General features: G+C 62.5%; 18 protein-coding genes and 1 pseudogene. 15 read left to right on the forward strand and 4 right to left on the reverse strand.

Annotation, left to right across the window (positions count from 1 at the left end; all coding sequences use genetic code 11):
- Positions 1-17: 17 nt before the first annotated feature.
- Positions 18-1,049 (reverse strand): small ribosomal subunit biogenesis GTPase RsgA, encoded by a 1,032-nt coding sequence (gene rsgA, locus RHM60_RS19075; RefSeq protein WP_003236258.1) that lies wholly within the window; start codon positions 1,047-1,049, stop codon positions 18-20.
- 108 nt (positions 1,050-1,157) lie between these two features.
- On the opposite strand from rsgA, the gene orn reads away from it, so the two are divergent.
- Both orn and RHM60_RS19085 read left to right on the forward strand, forming a co-directional pair.
- Complete coding sequence (orn, locus tag RHM60_RS19080; RefSeq protein WP_209987873.1) at positions 1,158-1,700, forward strand: oligoribonuclease; 543 nt, start codon at positions 1,158-1,160, stop codon at positions 1,698-1,700.
- 139 nt (positions 1,701-1,839) lie between these two features.
- Positions 1,840-2,454 (forward strand): trimeric intracellular cation channel family protein, encoded by a 615-nt coding sequence (locus RHM60_RS19085; protein WP_057010242.1) that lies wholly within the window; start codon positions 1,840-1,842, stop codon positions 2,452-2,454.
- On the opposite strand, the gene queG is transcribed toward RHM60_RS19085, so the two are convergent.
- Complete coding sequence (gene queG, locus RHM60_RS19090) at positions 2,448-3,515, reverse strand: tRNA epoxyqueuosine(34) reductase QueG (RefSeq protein ID WP_231422384.1); 1,068 nt, start codon at positions 3,513-3,515, stop codon at positions 2,448-2,450. The two genes, RHM60_RS19085 and queG, sit on opposite strands and share 7 nt — an antisense overlap.
- 63 nt (positions 3,516-3,578) lie before the next feature.
- Here queG and RHM60_RS19095 point away from each other — a divergent pair, with 63 nt between their 5' ends.
- The 13 genes and pseudogenes from RHM60_RS19095 to RHM60_RS25740 all read left to right on the forward strand — a co-directional run bounded on the left by RHM60_RS19095 (position 3,579) and on the right by RHM60_RS25740 (position 17,938).
- Positions 3,579-4,439, forward strand: coding sequence for an NAD(P)H-hydrate dehydratase (locus RHM60_RS19095; RefSeq protein ID WP_231422385.1), 861 nt, complete (start codon positions 3,579-3,581; stop codon positions 4,437-4,439).
- A complete protein-coding gene (gene tsaE / locus RHM60_RS19100; protein WP_057010245.1) occupies positions 4,427-4,897 on the forward strand; it encodes a tRNA (adenosine(37)-N6)-threonylcarbamoyltransferase complex ATPase subunit type 1 TsaE in 471 nt (156 codons plus the stop codon). Before RHM60_RS19095 ends, tsaE begins: the two co-directional genes overlap by 13 nt.
- 15 nt (positions 4,898-4,912) lie before the next feature.
- The gene (locus RHM60_RS19105) at positions 4,913-6,334 is read left to right on the forward strand and encodes an N-acetylmuramoyl-L-alanine amidase (RefSeq protein ID WP_209987883.1); all 1,422 of its coding nucleotides are present in this window, start codon (positions 4,913-4,915) and stop codon (positions 6,332-6,334) included.
- The gene (mutL, locus tag RHM60_RS19110; RefSeq protein ID WP_416195150.1) at positions 6,334-8,250 is read left to right on the forward strand and encodes a DNA mismatch repair endonuclease MutL; all 1,917 of its coding nucleotides are present in this window, start codon (positions 6,334-6,336) and stop codon (positions 8,248-8,250) included. Before RHM60_RS19105 ends, mutL begins: the two co-directional genes overlap by 1 nt.
- Entirely contained in the window at positions 8,250-9,221 is a 972-nt protein-coding gene (miaA, locus tag RHM60_RS19115) for a tRNA (adenosine(37)-N6)-dimethylallyltransferase MiaA (protein ID WP_209987887.1), read from the forward strand. Before mutL ends, miaA begins: the two co-directional genes overlap by 1 nt.
- Positions 9,222-9,316: 95 nt before the next feature.
- Positions 9,317-9,577: an RNA chaperone Hfq gene (gene hfq, locus RHM60_RS19120; RefSeq protein WP_003171355.1), complete on the forward strand. Its 261-nt coding sequence runs from the start codon at positions 9,317-9,319 to the stop codon at positions 9,575-9,577.
- Between the two features lie 12 nt (positions 9,578-9,589).
- Positions 9,590-10,891, forward strand: a complete 1,302-nt coding sequence (hflX, locus tag RHM60_RS19125) for a ribosome rescue GTPase HflX (protein ID WP_209987890.1) — start codon at positions 9,590-9,592, stop codon at positions 10,889-10,891.
- Positions 10,892-10,987: 96 nt separating this feature from the next.
- Positions 10,988-12,163: an FtsH protease activity modulator HflK gene (hflK, locus tag RHM60_RS19130; protein WP_003236241.1), complete on the forward strand. Its 1,176-nt coding sequence runs from the start codon at positions 10,988-10,990 to the stop codon at positions 12,161-12,163.
- Complete coding sequence (gene hflC, locus RHM60_RS19135) at positions 12,163-13,029, forward strand: protease modulator HflC (protein WP_209987893.1); 867 nt, start codon at positions 12,163-12,165, stop codon at positions 13,027-13,029. Before hflK ends, hflC begins: the two co-directional genes overlap by 1 nt.
- Positions 13,030-13,332: 303 nt before the next feature.
- Complete coding sequence (locus tag RHM60_RS19140) at positions 13,333-14,520, forward strand: ATP phosphoribosyltransferase regulatory subunit (protein WP_231422387.1); 1,188 nt, start codon at positions 13,333-13,335, stop codon at positions 14,518-14,520.
- 54 nt (positions 14,521-14,574) lie between these two features.
- Positions 14,575-15,864, forward strand: coding sequence for an adenylosuccinate synthase (locus tag RHM60_RS19145; RefSeq protein ID WP_209987899.1), 1,290 nt, complete (start codon positions 14,575-14,577; stop codon positions 15,862-15,864).
- A 1,114-nt stretch (positions 15,865-16,978) separates the two neighbouring features.
- Positions 16,979-17,032, forward strand: a pseudogene (locus tag RHM60_RS25735) (hypothetical protein); the annotation flags it as partial.
- 201 nt (positions 17,033-17,233) lie between these two features.
- Positions 17,234-17,938: a methyl-accepting chemotaxis protein gene (locus tag RHM60_RS25740; protein ID WP_416195188.1), complete on the forward strand. Its 705-nt coding sequence runs from the start codon at positions 17,234-17,236 to the stop codon at positions 17,936-17,938.
- Positions 17,939-18,026: 88 nt separating this feature from the next.
- On the opposite strand, the gene RHM60_RS19155 is transcribed toward RHM60_RS25740, so the two are convergent.
- Positions 18,027-19,580, reverse strand: coding sequence for an iron ABC transporter permease (locus tag RHM60_RS19155; RefSeq protein WP_322212497.1), 1,554 nt, complete (start codon positions 19,578-19,580; stop codon positions 18,027-18,029).
- A complete protein-coding gene (locus RHM60_RS19160; RefSeq protein WP_231422390.1) occupies positions 19,580-20,605 on the reverse strand; it encodes an extracellular solute-binding protein in 1,026 nt (341 codons plus the stop codon). Before RHM60_RS19160 ends, RHM60_RS19155 begins: the two co-directional genes overlap by 1 nt.
- Between the last annotated feature and the right edge of the window lie 101 nt (positions 20,606-20,706).

Below are 20,706 nucleotides of genomic sequence, written 5' to 3' on the forward strand. Positions count from 1 at the left end.
CCCGCTCGCCAATACGTTCAGTAACTGCTCTCAGGCAAGCTCGCAATAATCGACCGATAGCTGTTCATCCGCTGCTGCTGCACACGTCCGTCTTCCAGTGCCTTGAGCAACGCACACCCAGGTTCGCGGTCGTGTTTGCAGTCGCGGAAGCGGCAGGTACCGATCAGGTCGTTGAACTCGATAAAACCCGCTTCCACATCGCTGCGGCTAACGTGGCCCAGGCCGAATTCACGAATGCCGGGGGAGTCGATCAACTCGCCGCCGCCCGGGAAGTGGAACAAGCGTGCGGTGGTGGTGGTGTGCGTGCCCTGGCCGGACAGCTCCGACAGCGGGCCGACGCGGGTGTCGACTTCCGGCAGCAGGCTGTTGACCAGCGACGACTTGCCCACGCCCGATTGGCCGACGAACACGCTGATACGCCCGTCCAGCTGCTGTTGCAGTTGTTCCATGCCGTCGCCGTGATGGGCCGACACTTCCAGCACCGGGTAACCCAGGGTGCGGTACACCGCCAGCAGCGCGTTGAGCGCGGGGGCGTTCTGATCGTCGATCAAGTCGAATTTGTTCAGCAGCAACAGCGGGCGAATGCCGGCATGCTCGGCCGCGACCAGGTAGCGGTCGATCAGGTTGGCATGGGGCTCGGGCAGCGGGGCGAACACGATCACGATCATGTCGACGTTGGCTGCCACAGGCTTGAGCTGACCACGGCTGTCGGGACGGCGCAGCTCGGTGGTGCGCGGCAGTTGCGCGACGATGACGCCGATGCCCTGGTTGCCGGCACGCCACACGACCTTGTCGCCAGTGACCAGCGCCGGCAGGTTGGCGCGCAAGTGGCAACGTGACACTGAGCCGGCGAGTTCGCCTTCCAGCGCCTCCACTTCGACCTGCACACCAAAGTGCGCGATCACCAGGCCCGTCTGTTCCGGGCCGAGGTCGCCACCCTCGAGTGCTTCCACGGCGGAGGATTCACGTTTGGCGGCGCGCGCGGCGCGTTCGCCTTGAATCTTTTCGATGCGCCAGTTTTGGCGACGATTGAGCTGGCGTTTGGCCATTGGTGTTCCGTGTCGATAATGCAAAGATAGGGTGAAACGGTCGCGAGTCTAGCACGCCGCCGCCTGCTAAACTGCGCGGCTACGCCAAGGTGCCAAGAGAATCAAGCCATGCTGAACCCACAGAACCTGATTTGGATCGATCTGGAAATGACCGGTCTGAACCCAGACACCGACGTCATCATCGAGATGGCGACGATTGTCACCGACAGCAACCTCAACACCTTGGCCGAAGGTCCGGTGATCGCCATCCACCACAGCGACGCGGTGCTGGCCACCATGGACGAGTGGAACACCCGCACCCACGGCAACTCCGGGCTGACCCAGCGCGTGCGCGACAGCCGCATCAGCATGGCCGACGCCGAAGCCGAAACCATCGCGTTTCTGGAAAAGTGGGTGCCCAAGGGCAAGTCGCCGATCTGCGGCAACAGCATTTGCCAGGACCGGCGCTTCCTCTATACCCACATGAAGGGGCTGGAGAGTTACTTCCACTATCGCAACCTGGATGTGTCCACCTTGAAGGAGCTGGCCGCGCGCTGGGCGCCCGAGGTTAAAGACAGCTTTCATAAAGGCAGCACGCACCTGGCGCTGGATGACATTCGCGAGTCGATTGCCGAGTTGCAGCATTACCGCAAGCATTTCATCAAGGCTTGAAGAGGTATTGACTGGCCTGGCGCTATCGGGAGCAAGCCCCCTCCCGCATTGATGTGCGAACGCAGTCAACTGTGGGAGGGGGCTTGCTCCCGATGGCCGCGACTCGGTCACCTTTGATGCCCATGCAAGGATCGCCCGCATGCTGCTGATGCTCTACCTCATCGCCATCACCGCCGAAGCCATGACCGGCGCCCTGTCCGCCGGTCGGCGCGGCATGGACTGGTTTGGCGTGGTGCTGATTGCCTGTGTGACGGCACTGGGAGGCGGTTCGGTGCGCGATGTGTTGCTCGGCCACTACCCGCTGACCTGGGTCAAACACCCGGAATACCTGATACTGACTTCGATCGCCGCGCTGGTGACGATCTTCGCCGCACCGCTGATGCGCCGCCTGCGCTCGCTGTTTCTCGCGCTGGATGCCGTGGGGCTGGTGGCTTTTACCCTGATCGGCTGCATGACCGCCCTGGAAATGGGCCATGGCATGTTGGTGGCTTCGGTCAGCGGCGTGATCACCGGGGTGTTCGGCGGCATCCTGCGGGACATTTTCTGCAACGACATCCCGCTGGTGTTCCGCCGTGAGCTGTACGCCAGCGTGTCATTTCTCGCCGCGTGGTTCTACCTGCTGTGCCTTTACCTCGAGTTGCCCAGCGAACAGGCCATTCTGCTGACGCTGTTCAGCGGTTTTCTGTTGCGCCTGCTGGCGATCCGCTTTCATTGGGAAATGCCCAAGTTCGTCTATAACGACGACGTTCACTGACGTCCGGCGTGCTGCTTCAGCGCCCATTCCACGTGCTCGCGCACCAGCTCTGAAGGGTAATCGCGACGCGCCTGCAACGCCTCCAGCACCGGAATGCTCGATGGCGCATTGCCCAGGCCCACTGCCAGGTTGCGCAGCCAGCGCTCATAACCGGCGCGCCGCAGCGGTGAGCCTTCGGTGCTGCTGAGGAATCTGTCCTCGTCCCACAGAAACAGTTCGGCCAGTTCTGCGTTATCCAGATTGTGCCGTGGCTTGAAATCGCTTTCGGCGGTGGGCCGGGCGAAACGATTCCATGGGCAAACGATCTGACAGTCATCGCAGCCAAACACGCGGTTGCCGATCAGCGGGCGCAGGTCCTCGGGAATGGCGCTCTTGAGTTCGATGGTGAGGTAGGAAATGCAGCGCCGGGCGTCAAGTACGTAGGGGCCGACGAAGGCATTGGTCGGGCAGATATCCAGGCACGCCGTGCAGCGGCCGCAATGTTCGGTGCTGTGGGGCGCATCCACCGGCAGCGGCAGGTCCACGAACAGCTCGCTGAGGAAAAAGTAACTGCCGGCCTTGCGGTTGAGCACCAGGGTGTTTTTGCCGATCCAGCCGAGACCGGCCTGTTCGGCAATGGCTTTTTCCAGCACCGGCGCGCTGTCGACGAAGGCACGAAAGCCGAACGGGCCGATCTGCGCCTGGATGCGGTCGGCCAGTTGCTGCACACGCTTGCGGATCAGCTTGTGGTAATCGCGGCCCAGGGCGTAACGCGAGATGTAGGCTTTTTCCGGCTGTGCCAGCAAGTGAGCCATCTGGGTGTCGCCGGGCAGATAATCCATGCGCAGCGACACCACGCGCAGGGTGCCCGGCACCAGTTGCTCGGGATGGGAGCGTTTGCTGCCATGGGCGCCCATGTAGTCCATCTCGCCGTGATAGCCCGCGTCGAGCCAGCGTTGCAGGTGCTGCTCATGCTCGGCCAGGTCCAGGCCGCTGATGCCCACTTGTTGGAAGCCCAGCTCGCGGCCCCAGTCTTTGATCGATTGGGCAAGCGCGGGCAGATCGGAGGTAATGGCAGGCATGAGACACAAGAAACCACAGGTTAGATGGGTATAATTCTGCCAGACATCGGAGCTTGAAGACGCATGCCTCAGACAAAACACGAAATAACCGACGTTCAGCCACTGTTGCCCGGCAATTTGCCGCAACTGCCTGCACGTTCCCCGGATGCCCATAAAGGCCAGTTTGGCCATCTGCTGGTCATTGGCGGCGACCATGGCTTTGGCGGCGCCGCGCTGCTGAGCACCGAAAGTGCCCTGCGCAGTGGCGCCGGCATGGTTTCCCTGGCGACCCGGCCTGAGCATGTGCCGGCGGCGCTGGCGCGACTGCCGGAGGTCATGGCGCTGGGCGTTAGCTCGGCCAACCAGTTGATGGGCCTGCTGGAAAAAACCTCGGTCATCGTCATGGGTCCTGGCCTGGGCGAATCAGCCTGGGGCAGAAGCCTGTTGTCGGTGGCGGCCAACGCCAAACTGCCGCAGGTGTGGGACGCGGACGCATTGAACCTGCTCGCTGCAGGCCATGTCGACTTGCCGGCCAATTGCGTGATCACCCCCCATCCGGGCGAGGCCGCGCGTTTGCTGGGCATTACCACCGCCGAGGTTCAAGCTGATCGCCTCACTGCGGCACTCGCGCTGAGCCTCACATTAAATGCCGTGGTTATTCTCAAAGGAGCTGGCAGTCTGATTGCAAGCCCCGATGGGGACGTTGCCCGTTGTGATCAGGGCCATCCCGCCATGGCTGCGCCCGGTCTGGGTGATGTATTGGCCGGGTTGGTGGGTGCATTGCTGGCCCAGGGCATGCCGGCTTATGACGCCAGCTGCCTGGCGGTGTGGCTGCACGCTACGGCAGGTGATCGTCAAGGCACCTTCGGTCGCGGGCTGGCGGCCAGCGACCTGATCCCCGCCATTCGTCAATTGCTGGAGGAGCAGTCGCCGTGTCTGACGTAACCCTGTTCCTGGCCGATGAAGATGCCATGGTGGCGCTTGGGAATCGTATCGCCGCCGTCACGGCAGGCGCCGGGCTGATCTTCCTCGAAGGCGACCTCGGCGCGGGCAAGACCACGCTGTCGCGGGGGATTATTCGTGGGCTTGGGCACGCTGGCGCGGTGAAAAGTCCCACGTTTACGCTGGTCGAACCCTACGAGATCGGCGACGTGCGCGCCTTTCACTTCGATCTGTACCGCCTGGTCGACCCCGAAGAGCTGGAATACATGGGCATTCGTGATTACTTCGACGAAGATGCGCTGTGCCTGATCGAGTGGCCAGATAAAGGTGCAGGCTTTTTGCCAAAGCCGGACATGACCATTACCATTACGCCGCATGAAACAGGACGTCAGCTGAAGTTGTTGCCCCAGAGCGCGCGTGGCCAGTCGTGGTGCGCCGCTTTGGCATTGGAATTCAAATAATTGGTGGGGTTAGGTATGCGCTTTCGCGCGTTGGTTGCTGTCGTGGGAGTGTTGCTTGCGGCAATGACTGTCAATGCTCTGGCTGCTTCACAGGTGAAAAGTGTTCGCCTGTGGCGAGCGCCGGATAACACGCGACTGGTGTTTGACCTGTCTGGCCCTGTCCAGCACAGCGTCTTTACCCTGGCGGCGCCTGATCGCCTGGTGATCGATATCAATGGTGCGACCCTGGCCGCACCGCTCAAGGTGTCCACCGCCAACACGCCGATCACCGCCATGCGCTCGGCCCAGCGTACGCCCACCGACTTGCGCGTGGTCATCGACCTGAAAAAGGCCGTGACCCCGAAAAGCTTTTCCCTGGCGCCCAACGCCCAGTACGGCAACCGCCTGGTGGTCGACCTGTTCGACAATGCCGCCGACGCCAACCCGACGCCTGCGCCGACGCCGAGCGTGGCGACCGTGCCCGCGATACCGGTCAACCCATCGCAACCGCAGGTGAAATTGCCGCCGCCGCCGCCCGCGCCGCCGGGCAAGCGCGACATTATTGTGGTGATCGACGCCGGCCACGGCGGTGAAGACCCGGGGGCCTCCGGCTCGCGCGGCCAGCATGAAAAAGACGTGGTGTTGGCCATCGCCCGCGAGCTGCAGCGCCAGGTCAACGGCATGAAAGGCTATCGCGCCGAGCTGACCCGCACCGGTGACTACTTCATTCCGCTGCGCGGCCGTACGGAAATCGCGCGCAAGAAGGGCGCCGACCTGTTCGTTTCGATCCATGCCGACGCTGCGCCGTCCAGCGCCGCCTTCGGTGCCTCGGTGTTTGCCCTGTCCGATCGCGGCGCCACGTCCGAAACGGCGCGCTGGCTGGCCGACAGTGAAAACCGTTCCGACCTGATCGGCGGGGCCGGCAACGTGTCCCTCGACGACAAGGACAAGATGCTCGCCGGCGTACTGCTCGACCTGTCGATGACCGCCTCGCTGACCTCCAGCCTCAACGTCGGCCAGAAAGTCCTGAGCAACATCGGCCGGGTCACCTCGCTGCACAAACAGCGCGTGGAGCAGGCCGGGTTCATGGTGTTGAAATCGCCGGATATCCCGTCGATCCTGGTCGAAACCGGCTTTATCTCCAACGCCAACGAAGCCTCCAAGCTGGCCAGTGCCAGCCATCAGCAGGCCCTGGCGCGTTCCATCAGCGCCGGCGTACGGCAGTTCTTCCAGCAGAATCCGCCGCCGGGTACCTACATTGCCTGGCTGCGTGATTCCGGCAAAATCGCCCAGGGCCCGCGCGACCATCGCGTGCAGCCCGGCGACACCCTGGCCATGCTGGCGGTGCGCTTCCAGGTGTCGCCTGCCACGTTGCGCAGTGCCAACAACCTGAAGAGCGACGAACTGAAAGTCGGCCAGGTGCTGACCATCCCCGGCACTGAATTGGCGGCGCAGTAATGAGCGAGTCCTTGTTGAACAGTGGCTCGCGCATTGAATTGCTCAGCCCGCGCCTGGCCAACCAGATTGCCGCCGGTGAGGTGGTTGAACGCCCGGCGTCGGTGATCAAGGAGCTGCTGGAAAACAGCATCGACTCCGGCGCCAAACGCATCGATGTCGACGTGGAGCAGGGCGGCGTCAAGCTGCTGCGCGTACGCGACGATGGCAGTGGTATCTCCTCGGATGACCTGCCGCTGGCCCTGGCCCGTCACGCCACCAGCAAAATCCGCGACCTCGAAGACCTGGAGCGGGTGATGAGTCTGGGTTTTCGCGGTGAGGCCCTGGCGTCGATCAGCTCCGTGGCGCGCCTGACCCTGACCTCGCGCACCCGCGACGCCGAGCAGGCCTGGCAAGTGGAAACCGAAGGCCGCGACATGGCCCCGCGCGTTCAGCCGGCGGCGCATCCGGTGGGTACGTCGGTGGAAGTGCGCGACCTGTTCTTCAACACCCCGGCCCGGCGCAAATTCCTCAAGGCCGAGAAAACCGAATTCGATCACCTGCAGGAAGTCATCAAGCGCCTGGCCCTGGCACGTTTCGACGTAGCGTTTCACCTGCGTCACAACGGCAAGACCATCCTCAGCCTGCACGAAGCCCATGACGATGCTGCGCGTGCCCGACGGGTGTCGGCGATCTGCGGCGCGGGTTTCCTGGAGCAGGCGCTGCCGATCGAGATCGAGCGCAATGGCCTGCGTCTGTGGGGTTGGGTGGGCCTGCCGACGTTCTCGCGCAGCCAGGCGGACTTGCAGTATTTCTTCGTGAATGGCCGTGCGGTGCGCGACAAACTGGTGGCGCATGCGGTGCGTCAGGCGTATCGCGACGTGTTGTTCAACGGTCGGCATCCGACCTTTGTGTTGTTCTTTGAGGTCGACCCTTCGGTGGTCGACGTCAACGTGCACCCGACCAAGCATGAAGTGCGCTTCCGTGATGGGCGCATGGTGCATGACTTCCTGTATGGCACCTTGCACCGTGCCCTGGGCGATGTGCGCCCGGACGATCAACTGTCGGCGCCGATCGTGACGGCAGTGGTGCGGCCGACCGGCCCCGAGGCCGGTGAGTTCGGGCCGCAGGGCGAAATGAGCCTGGCGGCCAACCTGCTGCAATCGCCGCAGCCACAGCCTTCGTACACCGCGCCGGGCTCGGGTGCTGGCGCGGGCTATCAGTATCAATACACGCCGCGCCCGCAATCGACTGTGCCGGTGGCCGAGGCCCAGGCGGCCTATCGCGAATTTTTCGCGCCGCTGCCGGGTGCCGAGCCGGGCGCCGCCGTTGCGTTGCCCGAAGGTGGCGGTGATATCCCGCCGCTGGGTTATGCGCTGGCCCAGCTCAAGGGGATCTACATCCTCGCGGAAAACGCCCACGGTCTGGTGCTGGTGGACATGCACGCCGCCCACGAGCGAATCATGTACGAGCGCCTCAAGATCGCCATGGCCAGCGAAGGCCTGAGCGGCCAGCCGCTGCTGGTGCCCGAATCCCTGGCCGTCAGTCAGCGGGAAGCCGACTGCGCCGAAGAACACCATGGTGTGTTCCAGAAACTCGGTTTTGAACTGCAACGCCTGGGCCCGGAAACCCTTGCGATCCGTCAGATTCCGGCGCTGCTCAAACAGGCCGAGGCCAACCGCCTGGTGGCCGACGTGCTGGCCGACCTCATGGAATACGGCACCAGTGACCGTATCCAGGCGCACATCAATGAGCTGCTCGGCACCATGGCCTGCCACGGCGCGATCCGCGCCAATCGCCGCCTGGCCCTGCCGGAAATGAACGGCCTGCTGCGCGACATGGAAAACACCGAGCGCAGTGGCCAGTGCAACCACGGCCGGCCGACCTGGACCCAGATGGGCCTGGACGATCTGGACAAACTGTTCCTGCGCGGCCGCTGATGAGTGCCTTGCCCCCCGCGATCTTTCTGATGGGCCCCACGGCCGCCGGCAAAACTGACCTGGCCATCGAGCTGAGCAAGGTGCTGCCCTGCGAGCTGATCAGCGTCGACTCTGCCCTGGTTTACCGGGACATGGATATCGGCACCGCCAAGCCTTCCAAAGCGCTGCTGGCCGAACATCCCCACCGCCTGATCGACATCCTCGACCCGTCGATGAGCTATTCGGCTGCGGATTTTCGCACTGACGCCCTGGCAGCCATGGCCGACATCACCGCGCGGGGCAATATCCCGCTGCTGGTGGGCGGCACAATGCTCTACTACAAGGCTTTGCAGGAAGGGCTCGCCGACATGCCGCCCGCCGACGCCCAGGTGCGCGCCGAACTTGAGGACGACGCTGCCCGCCTTGGCTGGCAAGCCCTGCACGACCAACTGGCGGCGGTAGACCCGGTGTCTGCCGCGCGTATTCACCCCAACGATCCGCAGCGCCTCACGCGCGCGCTGGAAGTCTGGCGTGTGAGCGGCCAGACCATGACTGAACACAGGCTGAAACAAACTGCGCAAAGTGCTGATGCAGACGCGTCGGGTCAATCACAATTGCCCTATACTGTCGCGAATCTGGCCATTGCCCCGGCAAATCGCCAAGTGCTGCATGAACGAATTGCGCAAAGATTCACGATTATGTTGGAACAGGGGTTTGTGGACGAGGTCGTAGCTTTGCGTTCCCGAGGTGACCTGCATGCCGGGCTGCCTTCGATACGCGCTGTAGGCTACCGTCAAGTCTGGGATTACCTGGATGGCAAGCTGACGTCAGCCGACATGCAGGAGCGCGGCATCATCGCCACGCGCCAATTGGCGAAGCGCCAGTTCACCTGGCTGCGCAGCTGGAGCGATTTGCACTGGCTGGACAGCCTGGACAGCGACAATCTGTCACGCGCCTTGAAATACCTGGGGTCGGTCTCCATATTGAGCTGAGTCCTTGCAATTGCCGTCTATCCTTGGGGGTGTGACGGCCATAAGCTACCCATTTTCCGATTTTTTAATTATTGATCCTTAAAGGAGTGCGACACATGTCAAAAGGGCATTCGCTACAAGACCCTTACTTGAACACTTTACGTAAAGAGAAAGTGGGGGTTTCCATCTACCTGGTCAACGGTATCAAGCTGCAGGGCACGATCGAGTCGTTCGACCAGTTCGTGATCCTGCTGAAAAACACCGTCAGCCAGATGGTCTACAAGCACGCTATCTCGACAGTCGTTCCAGTCCGTCCAATCCGTCTGCCTAGCGCAGCCGGTGATGATGCAGCTGACGCTGAGCCAGGTAACGCCTGATAGGAGTCTCCTTTGTTCTTTGAGCGCCACGGTGGTGGTGAGCGAGTAATCCTCGTTCACTTGGATGGACAGGACCCTGAGGCGCGCGAAGATCCGCAGGAGTTTCAGGAGTTGGCAAATTCGGCCGGCGCCGAGACCGTTGCGTTTTTTAACGTGCCGCGTCATCGGCCAACCGCCAAATACCTGATCGGCAGCGGCAAGGTCGAGGAACTGCGCGACCTGGTCCACGCCGAAGAAGCCGATCTGGTGATCTTCAATCACACCCTCACGCCCAGTCAGGAACGCAACCTCGAACGTGTTTTCGAGTGTCGCGTGATCGACCGTACCGGTCTGATTCTCGATATTTTTGCCCAGCGCGCCCGCACCCATGAAGGCAAGCTCCAGGTCGAACTGGCCCAGCTTGACCACATGAGTACGCGTCTGGTGCGCGGCTGGACTCACCTTGAGCGTCAGGGGGGCGGTATCGGCATGCGGGGTCCGGGTGAAACCCAACTCGAAACCGACCGACGCCTGCTGCGGGTGCGCCTGCGCCAGATCAAGGGGCGCCTGGAGAAGGTACGCAGCCAGCGCGAGCAATCGCGTCGAGGCCGTTCGCGTGCGGATATTCCTACCGTGTCGCTGGTGGGCTATACCAACGCCGGCAAATCCACACTCTTCAATAATGTGACGAAGTCGGACGTGTATGCGGCCGACCAACTGTTCGCCACTCTCGACCCGACCTTGCGCCGCCTTGATATAGGCGACCTGGGGCCGATTGTCCTGGCCGACACGGTAGGTTTCATTCGTCACTTGCCCCACAAGCTGGTCGAGGCCTTTCGGTCTACGCTCGAAGAGTCGAGCAACTCCGACCTGCTGCTGCATGTGATCGATGCGGCCGAACCGGACCGCATGCTGCAGATTGAACAGGTGATGGTGGTACTGGGCGAGATTGGTGCCCAGGACTTGCCGATCCTCGAGGTCTATAACAAACTCGATTTGCTTGAAGGCGTTGAGCCACAAATTCAGCGCGACGAGAACGGCGTACCCCAGCGGGTGTGGCTGTCGGCGCGTGATGGCAGTGGTCTGGAGCTGCTTGAACAAGCGATTGCCGAACTGCTCGGCAGTGATTTGTTCGTCGGCACCTTGCGCTTGCCGCAGCGTTTTGCTCGACTGCGTGCACAGTTTTTCGAACTGGGCGCGGTACAGAAAGAAGAACACGACGAAGAAGGTGTCAGCTTGCTGGCCGTTCGGTTGCCGCGCTCGGAGCTCAATCGGCTGGTCAGCCGCGAGGGTGAGGTGCCAGCGGAGTTCATCGAACAACACACTTTGCAATAAAAGCCTCCTAAAGCGGTTGTGCCGCAATGGCAGGCATTCTGTAGCATTGGTCGGCGCGCCGTGGGCGCGTCTTTGCTTTATCAGATGGAGAGCGCTATGGCTTGGAATGAGCCGGGTGGCAACTCGAATAATCAGGATCCTTGGGGTGGTAAGCGCCGCAATAATGGCGACCGCAAGGGGCCTCCAGATCTCGACGAGGCCTTCCGAAAGCTGCAGGAAAGCCTGAATGGGTTGTTCGGTGGTGGGAAAAAACGGGGTGGTGACGACGGCGGTCGCACAAGCAAGGGCGGTGGCTATGGCCTGCTGGGCCTGGGTCTTGTCGTGCTGGCGGCCGTATGGCTGTACAGCGCCGTTTACGTGGTGGACGAGCAGGAGCAAGCCGTGGTGCTGCGCTTCGGCAAGTACTACGAGACGGTCGGGCCGGGCCTGAACATCTACTTCCCGCCGATCGACAAGAAGTACATGGAGAACGTCACACGTGAGCGTTCCTATACCAAGCAGGGCCAGATGCTGACCGAAGACGAAAACATCGTCGAAGTGCCGCTGACCGTGCAGTACAAGATCACCAACCTGCAGGACTTCGTGCTGAACGTCGACCAGCCGGAAATCAGCCTGCAACACGCGACCGAAAGCGCCTTGCGCCATGTGGTGGGTTCCACCGCCATGGATCAGGTGCTGACCGAAGGCCGTGAGTTGATGGCCAGCGAAATCAAGGAGCGTCTGCAACGGTTCCTCGATACCTATCGCACCGGTATCACCGTCACCCAGGTGAACGTGCAGAGCGCAGCGGCACCGCGTGAAGTGCAGGAAGCCTTCGACGACGTGATCCGCGCCCGTGAAGACGAGCAGCGTTCGCGCAACCAGGCTGAAACCTACGCCAACGGCGTCGTGCCGGAAGCCCGTGGTCAGGCCCAGCGCATCCTTGAAGATGCCAACGGCTACCGTGACGAAGTGGTCTCGCGCGCCAAGGGTGAGGCGGATCGCTTTACCAAGCTGGTCGCCGAGTATCGCAAGGCACCCGAGGTCACCCGTGAGCGTCTGTACCTGGACACCATGCAGGAAGTCTTCAGCAACACCAGCAAGGTTCTCGTGACCGGCAGCAAGGGCGGGCAGAACAACCTGCTGTACCTGCCGCTGGACAAGATGATCGAAGGTGGTCGTAGTGGCGCCAGCGCGCCGTCGACCGGTTCGAACGCCGCTGCCAACGAAGCCAGCGCCCGTGCGGCCGCTGACCTGCTGCAACAGCAAACACGTACCAGGGAGAGTCGTTGATGAGCAATAAATCGCTGACCGCCCTGATTGTGGGCGTCGTCGTGGTCATCGCTGCCTGGAACTGCTTCTACATCGTCGCTCAGACCGAGCGCGCGGTGCTGCTGCAATTCGGTCGCGTGGTCCAGGCGGATGTCCAGCCCGGCCTGCATGTGAAGGTTCCTTACGTCAATCAGGTGCGCAAGTTCGACGGTCGCCTGATGACCCTGGATGCACCGACGCAGCGCTTCCTGACCCTGGAAAAGAAAGCCGTGATGGTTGACGCCTACGCCAAGTGGCGCGTCAAGGATGCCGAGCGGTACTACACCGCGACCTCCGGCCAGAAGCAGCTTGCCGATGATCGTTTGTCGCGTCGTCTCGAGTCGGGTCTGCGCGACCAGTTCGGTAAGCGCACCCTGCACGAAGTGGTATCCGGCGAGCGTGATGCGCTGATGGCGGATATCACCCGCTCGCTGAACACCATGGCGGAAAAGGAACTGGGTATCGAAGTGGTCGATGTGCGCGTCAAGGCCATTGATCTGCCCAAGGAAGTGAACCGCAGCGTGTTCGAGCGTATGAGCACCGAGCGTGAGCGTGAGGCACGTGAGCACCGCGCCAAGGGTAACGAACTGGCTGAGGGGATCCGTGCGGATGCCGACCGTCAGCGTCGTGTCCTGCTGGCGGAAGCCTATCGCGAGTCTGAAGAGGCCCGTGGTGATGGCGATGCGCAAGCGGCGGCGATCTACTCCAAGGCCTATGGCCAGGACCAGGAGTTCTACGCGTTCTATCGTAGCCTGCGTGCCTACCGCGAAAGCTTCGCGAACAAAACCGACGTCATGGTGCTGGACCCAAGCAGCGATTTCTTCCGCTACCTGGAAAAAGCCAAGTAATCAGCTCGTCACTGTGCAGGAACCACTCCGTCGGGCGGCTAAAATGCCGGGCGGGGTGATCCTTTCAGAAAACGGGTGTATGATGCGGCAGCCGGGAAATTCCCGGCTTTTTTGCGTCTGCATGTTTGATTGTTGATGGTCGAGCAGGCGCCACCGGTTTTTCGAGGAAAGTGCCCGACGAGGCCATTGACAGGCCGTTCGTCACGTCGCTCTTGCGCGTGGTTTATGCAAGGGGCGGGTGTTTTCTGCTTCACTCAAGGCTCGGCCGAGGGCTGGCCGCCCGGATCAAAGGGGAATGGCGTAATGGCAACGGTAGACCGCTGGCTGCTGCCAGATGGCATCGAAGAAGTACTGCCACCAGAGGCTGCGCGCATTGAAGTAGCGCGTCGCCAGGTGTTGGATCTGTTCCAGAGCTGGGGTTACGAGTTTGTCGTGACTCCCCATATCGAGTACCTGGAATCCCTGCTGACCGGCGCGGGCCAGGACCTGGATCTGCGCACCTTCAAGGTTATCGACCCGCAATCGGGCCGGCAGATGGGCTTTCGTGCCGACATCACGCCACAGGTTGCGCGCATCGACGCGCACACTCTGCGCCGCGAAGGCCCGAGCCGCCTGTGCTACGCCGGCAGTGTGCTGCATGCGCAGCCGCGTGCCCTGTCGTCTTCGCGCAGCCCGATCCAGCTGGGGGCCGAGCTGTATGGCGACGCCAGCCCGAGCAGCGACGTTGAAGTGATCAGCCTGATGCTGGCCATGTTGCAACTGGCTGATGTGCCGGATGTGCACATGGACCTGGGTCACGTGGGTATCTACCGTGGTCTGGCCCGTGCCGCCGGGTTGTCCGGCGAAGTGGAGCAGCAGTTGTTCGATGCCCTGCAACGCAAGGCCATCGATGAAGTCATTGCCCTCACCGAAGGCGTGCCTGCAGACCTTGCCGGCATGCTGCGTGCGCTGGTCAACCTGTGCGGTGGTCGTGAAGTGCTGGTGGCCGCGCGTGAGCGCCTGGCCAATGCGCCGGCGTCGGTATTGGCCGCGCTGGACGACGTGCTGGCGATTGCCGAGCGCCTGTCGGCACGTTTCCCGCAGTTGCCGCTGTACTTTGATCTGGGTGAGTTGCGCGGCTACCACTACCACACGGGTGTGGTGTTCGCCGTATTCGTACCGGGTGTTGGCCAGGCCATCGCCCAGGGCGGTCGTTATGACGATATCGGCGCTGACTTTGGTCGCGCGCGTCCGGCTACCGGCTTTTCCACCGATTTGAAAACCCTGGTGACCCTGGGGCGTGCTGAGGTCGAGCTGCCGTCTGGTGGCATCTGGATGCCCGACAGTACGGACGCAGCACTCTGGCAGCAGGTTTGCCAGTTGCGCAGTGAGGGTCAGCGTGTGGTCCAGGCTTTGCCTGGGCAGCCATTGGCCGCCGCCCGTGAAGCGGACTGCGACCGGCAATTGATTCAGCAGAACGGGCTTTGGCAAGTATCGCCACTGGCTTCTTGAGTTTTCCTGCCGGCCATCGCCGGCACCAAGTTTGCGCGAATGAGGACAAGTGTTATGGGTAAGAATGTCGTAGTCCTGGGCACCCAATGGGGTGATGAGGGCAAAGGCAAGATCGTTGATCTGCTGACCGAACATGCTGCCGCCGTAGTGCGCTATCAGGGCGGCCACAACGCTGGCCACACCCTGGTCATCGATGGCGAAAAAACCGTCTTGCACCTGATCCCGTCGGGCGTGCTGCGCGAAGGTGTGCAGTGCCTGATCGGCAACGGCGTGGTGGTAGCTCCCGACGCCCTGCTGCGCGAGATCACCAAGCTGGAAGAAAAAGGCGTGCCGGTGCGCGAGCGCCTGCGCATCAGCCCGTCCTGCCCGCTGATCCTGTCCTTCCACGTTGCCCTGGATCAGGCCCGTGAAAAGGCGCGTGGCGAGCTGAAGATCGGCACCACCGGTCGCGGCATCGGCCCGGCGTACGAAGACAAGGTTGCCCGTCGTGGCCTGCGTGTGGGCGACCTGCTCAACATGCCGCGCTTTGAAGACAAGCTGCGTGAACTGGTGGATTACCACAACTTCATGCTGGTCGGTTACTACAAAGAGCCGGCCATCGAGTTCGACAAGACCCTGGCCGAGTGCAAGGAATACGCCGAGCTGCTCAAGCCGCTGATGCTGGACGTGACCGCCGAGCTGCACGACCTGCGTCGCGCCGGCAAGGACATCATGTTCGAAGGCGCACAGGGCTCGCTGCTGGACATCGACCACGGTACCTACCCGTACGTGACCAGCTCCAACACCACTGCCGGCGGCGTTGCCACCGGTTCCGGCGTTGGCCCGATGTTCCTCGACTACATCCTGGGCATCACCAAGGCCTACACCACCCGCGTGGGCTCGGGTCCTTTCCCGACTGAGCTGTTCGACGCCGTGGGCGCGCACCTGGCCAAGCAGGGTCACGAATTCGGCGCCACCACCGGCCGCGCCCGTCGTTGTGGCTGGTTCGACGCCGTTATCCTGCGTCGCGCCATCGATGTGAACAGCATCTCCGGCATCTGCCTGACCAAGCTGGACGTACTCGACGGTCTGGAAGCCATCAACATCTGCATCGGCTACAAGGATGCGCAAGGCAATGACGTCGCACCGACCGACGCTGACAGCTACGTAGGCCTGCAGCCGGTGTACGAAGAAGTGCCGGGCTGGACCGAATCGACCGTGGGCGCCAAGACCCTGGAAGAACTGCCGGCTAACGCCCGTGCCTACATCAAGCGTGTTGAAGCGTTGATCGGTGCGCCGATCGACATTATTTCGACGGGGCCGGACCGCAACGAAACCATCGTTCTGCGCCACCCGTTCGCTTGATAAGCGATTGATGTGAAAAGCAAAGGGCTCCTTCGGGAGCCCTTTTTCATGGGCGTCTGCCAGACGGCACGACACTTGCTGTTATTCTCTCTTTCGCGGTGCTATCAAAATAATGGCACCCGTGGTCGAGGGATTACCGATGTCTGCCGTTCTCTCAGTGTTACAAAGTCGTCTGTTGCGTCCGGTGTTCGTTACTCTGGGTATCGCCCTTTTGGTGCAAGTGCTGGTCGCCGTCGCGCTGACGCGGAGCACGGTCACGGCGTTGGAGGCAGATTTGGCCGCGCGTCTGGGCATCGACAGCCAGAAGCTCTCAGGCGAACTGGCCCAGGCCGGCAAGGAAGTCACGTCGAGTCTGGAGAGCTTGTCCACCAGCACGCGTCAGCGTCTGACTGCGGGGCTTTCAACACGCCTGCAGGAAGAGCAGAAGCAACTGCGTGCGACCCTGGAAAAAGACCTGCAAGACTCCGCCAACGACATGGCGCAATTGCTGGCCTCGGTGGCGCCGCGCGCCATGTGGGACAGCGATGTGCCGACGTTGTCCGAATTCGCCCGGCGCGCCCAGCGCAATCCCAACGTGTTGTTCGTGGTCTACGACGACGCCACCGGTGAGCATCTGACCCGCTACCTCAATCGTGAAAACCCGATCAACCAGGCGCTGCTGGCCAAGGGCGCCGGTGAGCGCGCCCTCGACAAAGTGCTGGATGCGGCCAGGTCCGATCCTGCCGTGTACTACGTCGAAGCGTCCATCAGCCCCAATGGGGTCGAGATCGGCAAGGTGCGCATGGGCGTTTCGACCGCCTCGGTGGAGGCGAATCTGCAAGCCCTCGACAAACGCTTTGCCGCGTTGATTGCCAGCGGCGATCAACTGGTGGGCGACAGCCTCAAGGGCGCAGCCGCTGACAGCGCGTCCGCCATGGGCGCGCGTCTGCAATCGGCCCAGGCCACCGCCAACCAGATGACCGCCAACACCACCGATGCCGTGCAGGATGCGGCGGGCACGCTGCGTTGGCGCATCGGTATGGGGCTCGCCATCGTGGGTTTGGCGGTGTTGCTGCTGATCGCCATCGTGCTGGGGCGGCGCGTGGTCAATCGCCTGAAACTGTTGATTGCCGCCATGGATGACTTGGCGGCGGGGGACGGCGACCTGACCCGGCGCGTGCAAATCAACAGCAAGGACGAAATCGGCGCCATGGCTTCGGCGGTCAATCGCTTTGTGGATAAGTTGCAGCCGATCGTGCGCGAAGCGGGCGATGTGGCCCAGCGCACCGGGGTGGAAATCGGCGCCATGACCCTGCGCAATGCCGGCGCCGATGCCGCGGCCGGCTTGCAGCGCGATGAGGTGGCCGAGAGCCTGCGCGAGCTTTCGCAGATGGCTGATGAAGCCCAGGCCGAAAGCCAGGCGATGCAGGCGGCGTTGCAGCAGGTGGTGGATATTCGTCAGGCCACCGATGAAAACGCGCGCACTTCGGCCGAAGTCGGCAGTTTGATCGAGGCGCTGGCGGGGCAGGTGCAGGCCGGTTCCCAGGTCATCGAGCGGCTGGCGCAGCAAAGCGAGCAGATCGAAGTGGTGCTGACCGTGATTCATGGCATCGCCGAACAGACCAACCTGCTGGCGCTCAACGCGGCCATCGAGGCGGCGCGTGCCGGTGAGACCGGACGCGGCTTTGCGGTAGTGGCGGACGAGGTGCGTGCGCTGGCCAGCAAGACCCAAAGCTCAACCGGTGACATCCAGGCGCATATCGTCGCGTTGCAGCAGGGCGCGCGCGAGGCGGTGGAAACCATCGGCAAGGCCGGGCGCCAGGCCAGCGAAGGTTTGCTGGTGTTGCGTGACAGTGTGCGCTTGCAGCAGACGGTGCAGGCCTCGGTGGAGCAGGTGCACGCGGCCATCGGCCTGGCGACGCGCGCGGCCGAGCATCAGGCCCAGGGGGCGCATGCGGTGCGTGGGCGGGTGGAGGTGATCCATGCCCAGGCCGAGCGCGCGGCGCAGGCGGTGGTGGAGACCACGGCCAGTGGCAAGGTGCTGGATGGGTTGGCGGCGCAGCTTAAGGCCAGCCTGGGACAGTTTCGGGCCTAGTGCTGGCGCTATCGGGAGCAAGCCCCTCCCACATTTTGATGTGTGAAGACCTTCAAATGTGAGAGGGGGCTTGCTCCCGATAGCGATTTCAGCGGCTCAGATACATCCGAGTCGTCAGCCAATACACCGGCAACCCCGACACCAGAATCAACAACGCCGCATAAGGCGCCGCCGCCGCAAATTCTATATTCGAGGTATGCGCCCACACCGCAGTCGCCAGGGTATTCAGCCCGGTCGGACTGAGCAGCAACGTCGCCGTCAATTCCTTCATCGCATCCAGAAATACCAGCGCAAATGCTGCGCCCAGCGCCGGGAAAATAATCGGCAGGGTCACCCGGCAGAACGCACTGAACGACGACGCGCCCAGCGTGCGCGCCGCCTCTTCCAGCTGCGGTGCAGCCTTGTTCAGGGCCGTACGAATCGGCGCCTGGGCCAGCGGTAAAAACAGCAGCGCATAAGCGATCAGCAACAGCGCCGAGGTTTGATACAGCACTGGCACATAATGCAGTGCGAAATACACCAGCGTCAGGGCGATGACCAACCCAGGCAGAGCGTGCAGCAGATAGGGCAGACGCTCGGCCCAGATCGCCAGTCGGCCTTTGTAGCGCACCACCAGCAGCCCCACCGGCACCGCCAGTAGCAGGCACAGCGCCGCGCCGCCCAGCGAGAGCGCCAGGGACGACAGCAGCGCCTCGCCAATCTCGGCCAGCGGGAACGCTGCCGACGAACCCACCGCCAGCCAATACCCGAGCATGCCCAGCGGAATGCCGCTGCCGATCACCGCCAGCGCCAGGCAACACAGCTGGCCCAACGGCGCCCACTGGCCCAGCTTCACCTGCCCGGCATGCCGCGCCGCGCCCTGGCCGATGCGCACGTGTCGGCCCTTGCCGCGCACACGCAGCTCCAGCCACAGCAGGGTCAGGCACATCACCAGCAACACTGCCGACAGCATCGCGGCATTGGCATTGCTGAACTCCAGTTCGAATTGCTGGTAGATCGCCGTGGTGAAGGTCTGCAGGCCGATGATCGAGAGGGCGCCGAACTCCACCAGCATATGCAGCGCGATCAGCAATGCGCCGGCCAGCAGGGACGGCCACAGCAAGGGCAGGGTGACGCGCACGAACACGCCCCAGCGATTGTGTCCCAGCGTGCGCGCCGACTCTTCAAGAGACGGATCCAGGTTGCGCAGGGTTGCCGCCACTGGCAGAAACACCAGCGGGTATTTCGACAGCGTCATCACCAGGATCGCCCCGCCGAGCCCTTCGAAATTGGCGCTCAGCGACACCCAGGTAAAGCTGCTGACAAACGCCGGCACTGCAAACGGCAGGCACAGGATCACGCCCCAGATGCGCCGTCCCGGCAGGTTGCTGCGTTCGAGCAGCCAGGCCAGGGACAGGCCGATCACGCCGCACGCCAGGGTAACGCCGACCATCAGCGCCAAAGTATTGCGCAGCAGGCCGAACACGTAAGGCCGCCACAGCAGGTGCAGGGCCTGCGCCCAGCCCGCCTGCCAGGCTTTGAGCCCAACGTAGACCAGCGGCAGCAGGCTCAGGCCAACCAGCAATAACACGGGCAACAGCAGCCAGATCGACGGACGTTTGCGCCGGGGCATGAACCCCGGCGCCGATAGCGATGGGCTCATCAGTTCAAGCCAACCTCGCGTTCCAGCTCCAGGGCTTCCTCGGCATTGCCAAGGTCGGCAGGCGTGACTTTCGGCGGTTGCAGCTCAGAGAATGGCTTGAGGCCACGGCTCGATTGCATCCCCTTGCGCAGCGGGTATTCGGCTGAGGTGTTGGTGATCACACGCTGGCCGTCTTCGCTGGCCATGAATGCCAGCAACTGCTGGGCTTCTTTCGGGTGTTTGCTGGATTTGAGTGCGGCTGCCGAAGACACGGTGATCAGGCCGCCGGCATCGCCGTCGGTGAAGTAATGCAGTTGCGAATCCAGGTTGGTTTTTTCTTTCTTCAAGGCAAACCAGTAGTAGTTGTTCACCAGCACGGTGGCGACTTCGCCATTTTCCACCGCTTTGAGCGCAACCATATTGTTGCTGTACACCTTGCCAAAGGCGCGCAGGCCGGTCAGCCATTCTTCAGCCGCCTCGCGCCCGTGCAGCTTGAGGATTGCCACGGCCTGTTCCTGGAATGCGCCGCTGGTAGGCACGAAGCCGACTTTGCCTTGCCACTCGGGGCCGGCGAAATCCAGCACCGATTTGGGCAGGTCTTTTTCCGCAATCAGTTTCGGGTTGAAGGCCACCACGCGGGTGCGGGCGGTCACGCCCATCCAGTTGCCGTTGCTGCCCACGTAGTCCTTGGGCAGTACGTCGAGGGTGCTGGCGTCGATGTTGGCCAGCAGGCCTTGCTCGCCCAGTTTATTGAGCGGGGGGGATTCTTCGGTATAGATCACGTCGGCCGGGGAGCGCTCACCTTCTTCGACGACCTGGCTGGCCAGCTGGTTGCTGCTGCCTTTGCGCACGTTGACGTGAATGCCGGTTTTGGCTTCGAAGGCCTTGGCGAGTTCATCGCCGACTTCTTTGTGTTGGCCGTTGTAGAGGGTCAGTGAGACCTTGTCGGCGCTGTGAGCCGAAGGGGAGAGCAGGGTCAGACTGAGTAGAGTGAGCGTCAGGCCACGCAGAAGGGATGTCTTGAGATGGGTAGAGCGGATAGTCATCCGACGGTTTCCTCGCTTGAATGCAACAAATCTTTGCAAGGATAAACGATAAAACTTCTCAAGTACGGGCGAGGGCTGAATCGCCGGGAAGTTTTCAAACC

Origin of the sequence: Pseudomonas sp. MH9.3, assembly GCF_034354675.1 — a bacterium.
Lineage (GTDB): Bacteria > Pseudomonadota > Gammaproteobacteria > Pseudomonadales > Pseudomonadaceae > Aquipseudomonas.

Excerpts from the sequence above, each read along its gene's own strand:
- rsgA (WP_003236258.1), bottom strand. The coding sequence starts at position 1,049 with ATGGCCAAACGCCAGCTCAATCGTCGCCAAAACTGGCGCATCGAAAAG.
- orn (WP_209987873.1), top strand. The coding sequence starts at position 1,158 with ATGCTGAACCCACAGAACCTGATTTGGATCGATCTGGAAATGACCGGT.
- RHM60_RS19085 (WP_057010242.1), top strand. The coding sequence starts at position 1,840 with ATGCTGCTGATGCTCTACCTCATCGCCATCACCGCCGAAGCCATGACC.
- queG (WP_231422384.1), bottom strand. The coding sequence starts at position 3,515 with ATGCCTGCCATTACCTCCGATCTGCCCGCGCTTGCCCAATCGATCAAA.
- RHM60_RS19095 (WP_231422385.1), top strand. The coding sequence starts at position 3,579 with ATGCCTCAGACAAAACACGAAATAACCGACGTTCAGCCACTGTTGCCC.
- RHM60_RS19105 (WP_209987883.1), top strand. The coding sequence starts at position 4,913 with ATGCGCTTTCGCGCGTTGGTTGCTGTCGTGGGAGTGTTGCTTGCGGCA.
- mutL (WP_416195150.1), top strand. The coding sequence starts at position 6,334 with ATGAGCGAGTCCTTGTTGAACAGTGGCTCGCGCATTGAATTGCTCAGC.
- miaA (WP_209987887.1), top strand. The coding sequence starts at position 8,250 with ATGAGTGCCTTGCCCCCCGCGATCTTTCTGATGGGCCCCACGGCCGCC.
- hfq (WP_003171355.1), top strand. The coding sequence starts at position 9,317 with ATGTCAAAAGGGCATTCGCTACAAGACCCTTACTTGAACACTTTACGT.
- hflK (WP_003236241.1), top strand. The coding sequence starts at position 10,988 with ATGGCTTGGAATGAGCCGGGTGGCAACTCGAATAATCAGGATCCTTGG.
- hflC (WP_209987893.1), top strand. The coding sequence starts at position 12,163 with ATGAGCAATAAATCGCTGACCGCCCTGATTGTGGGCGTCGTCGTGGTC.
- RHM60_RS19140 (WP_231422387.1), top strand. The coding sequence starts at position 13,333 with ATGGCAACGGTAGACCGCTGGCTGCTGCCAGATGGCATCGAAGAAGTA.
- RHM60_RS19145 (WP_209987899.1), top strand. The coding sequence starts at position 14,575 with ATGGGTAAGAATGTCGTAGTCCTGGGCACCCAATGGGGTGATGAGGGC.
- RHM60_RS25740 (WP_416195188.1), top strand. The coding sequence starts at position 17,234 with ATGGCTGATGAAGCCCAGGCCGAAAGCCAGGCGATGCAGGCGGCGTTG.
- RHM60_RS19155 (WP_322212497.1), bottom strand. The coding sequence starts at position 19,580 with ATGAGCCCATCGCTATCGGCGCCGGGGTTCATGCCCCGGCGCAAACGT.
- RHM60_RS19160 (WP_231422390.1), bottom strand. The coding sequence starts at position 20,605 with ATGACTATCCGCTCTACCCATCTCAAGACATCCCTTCTGCGTGGCCTG.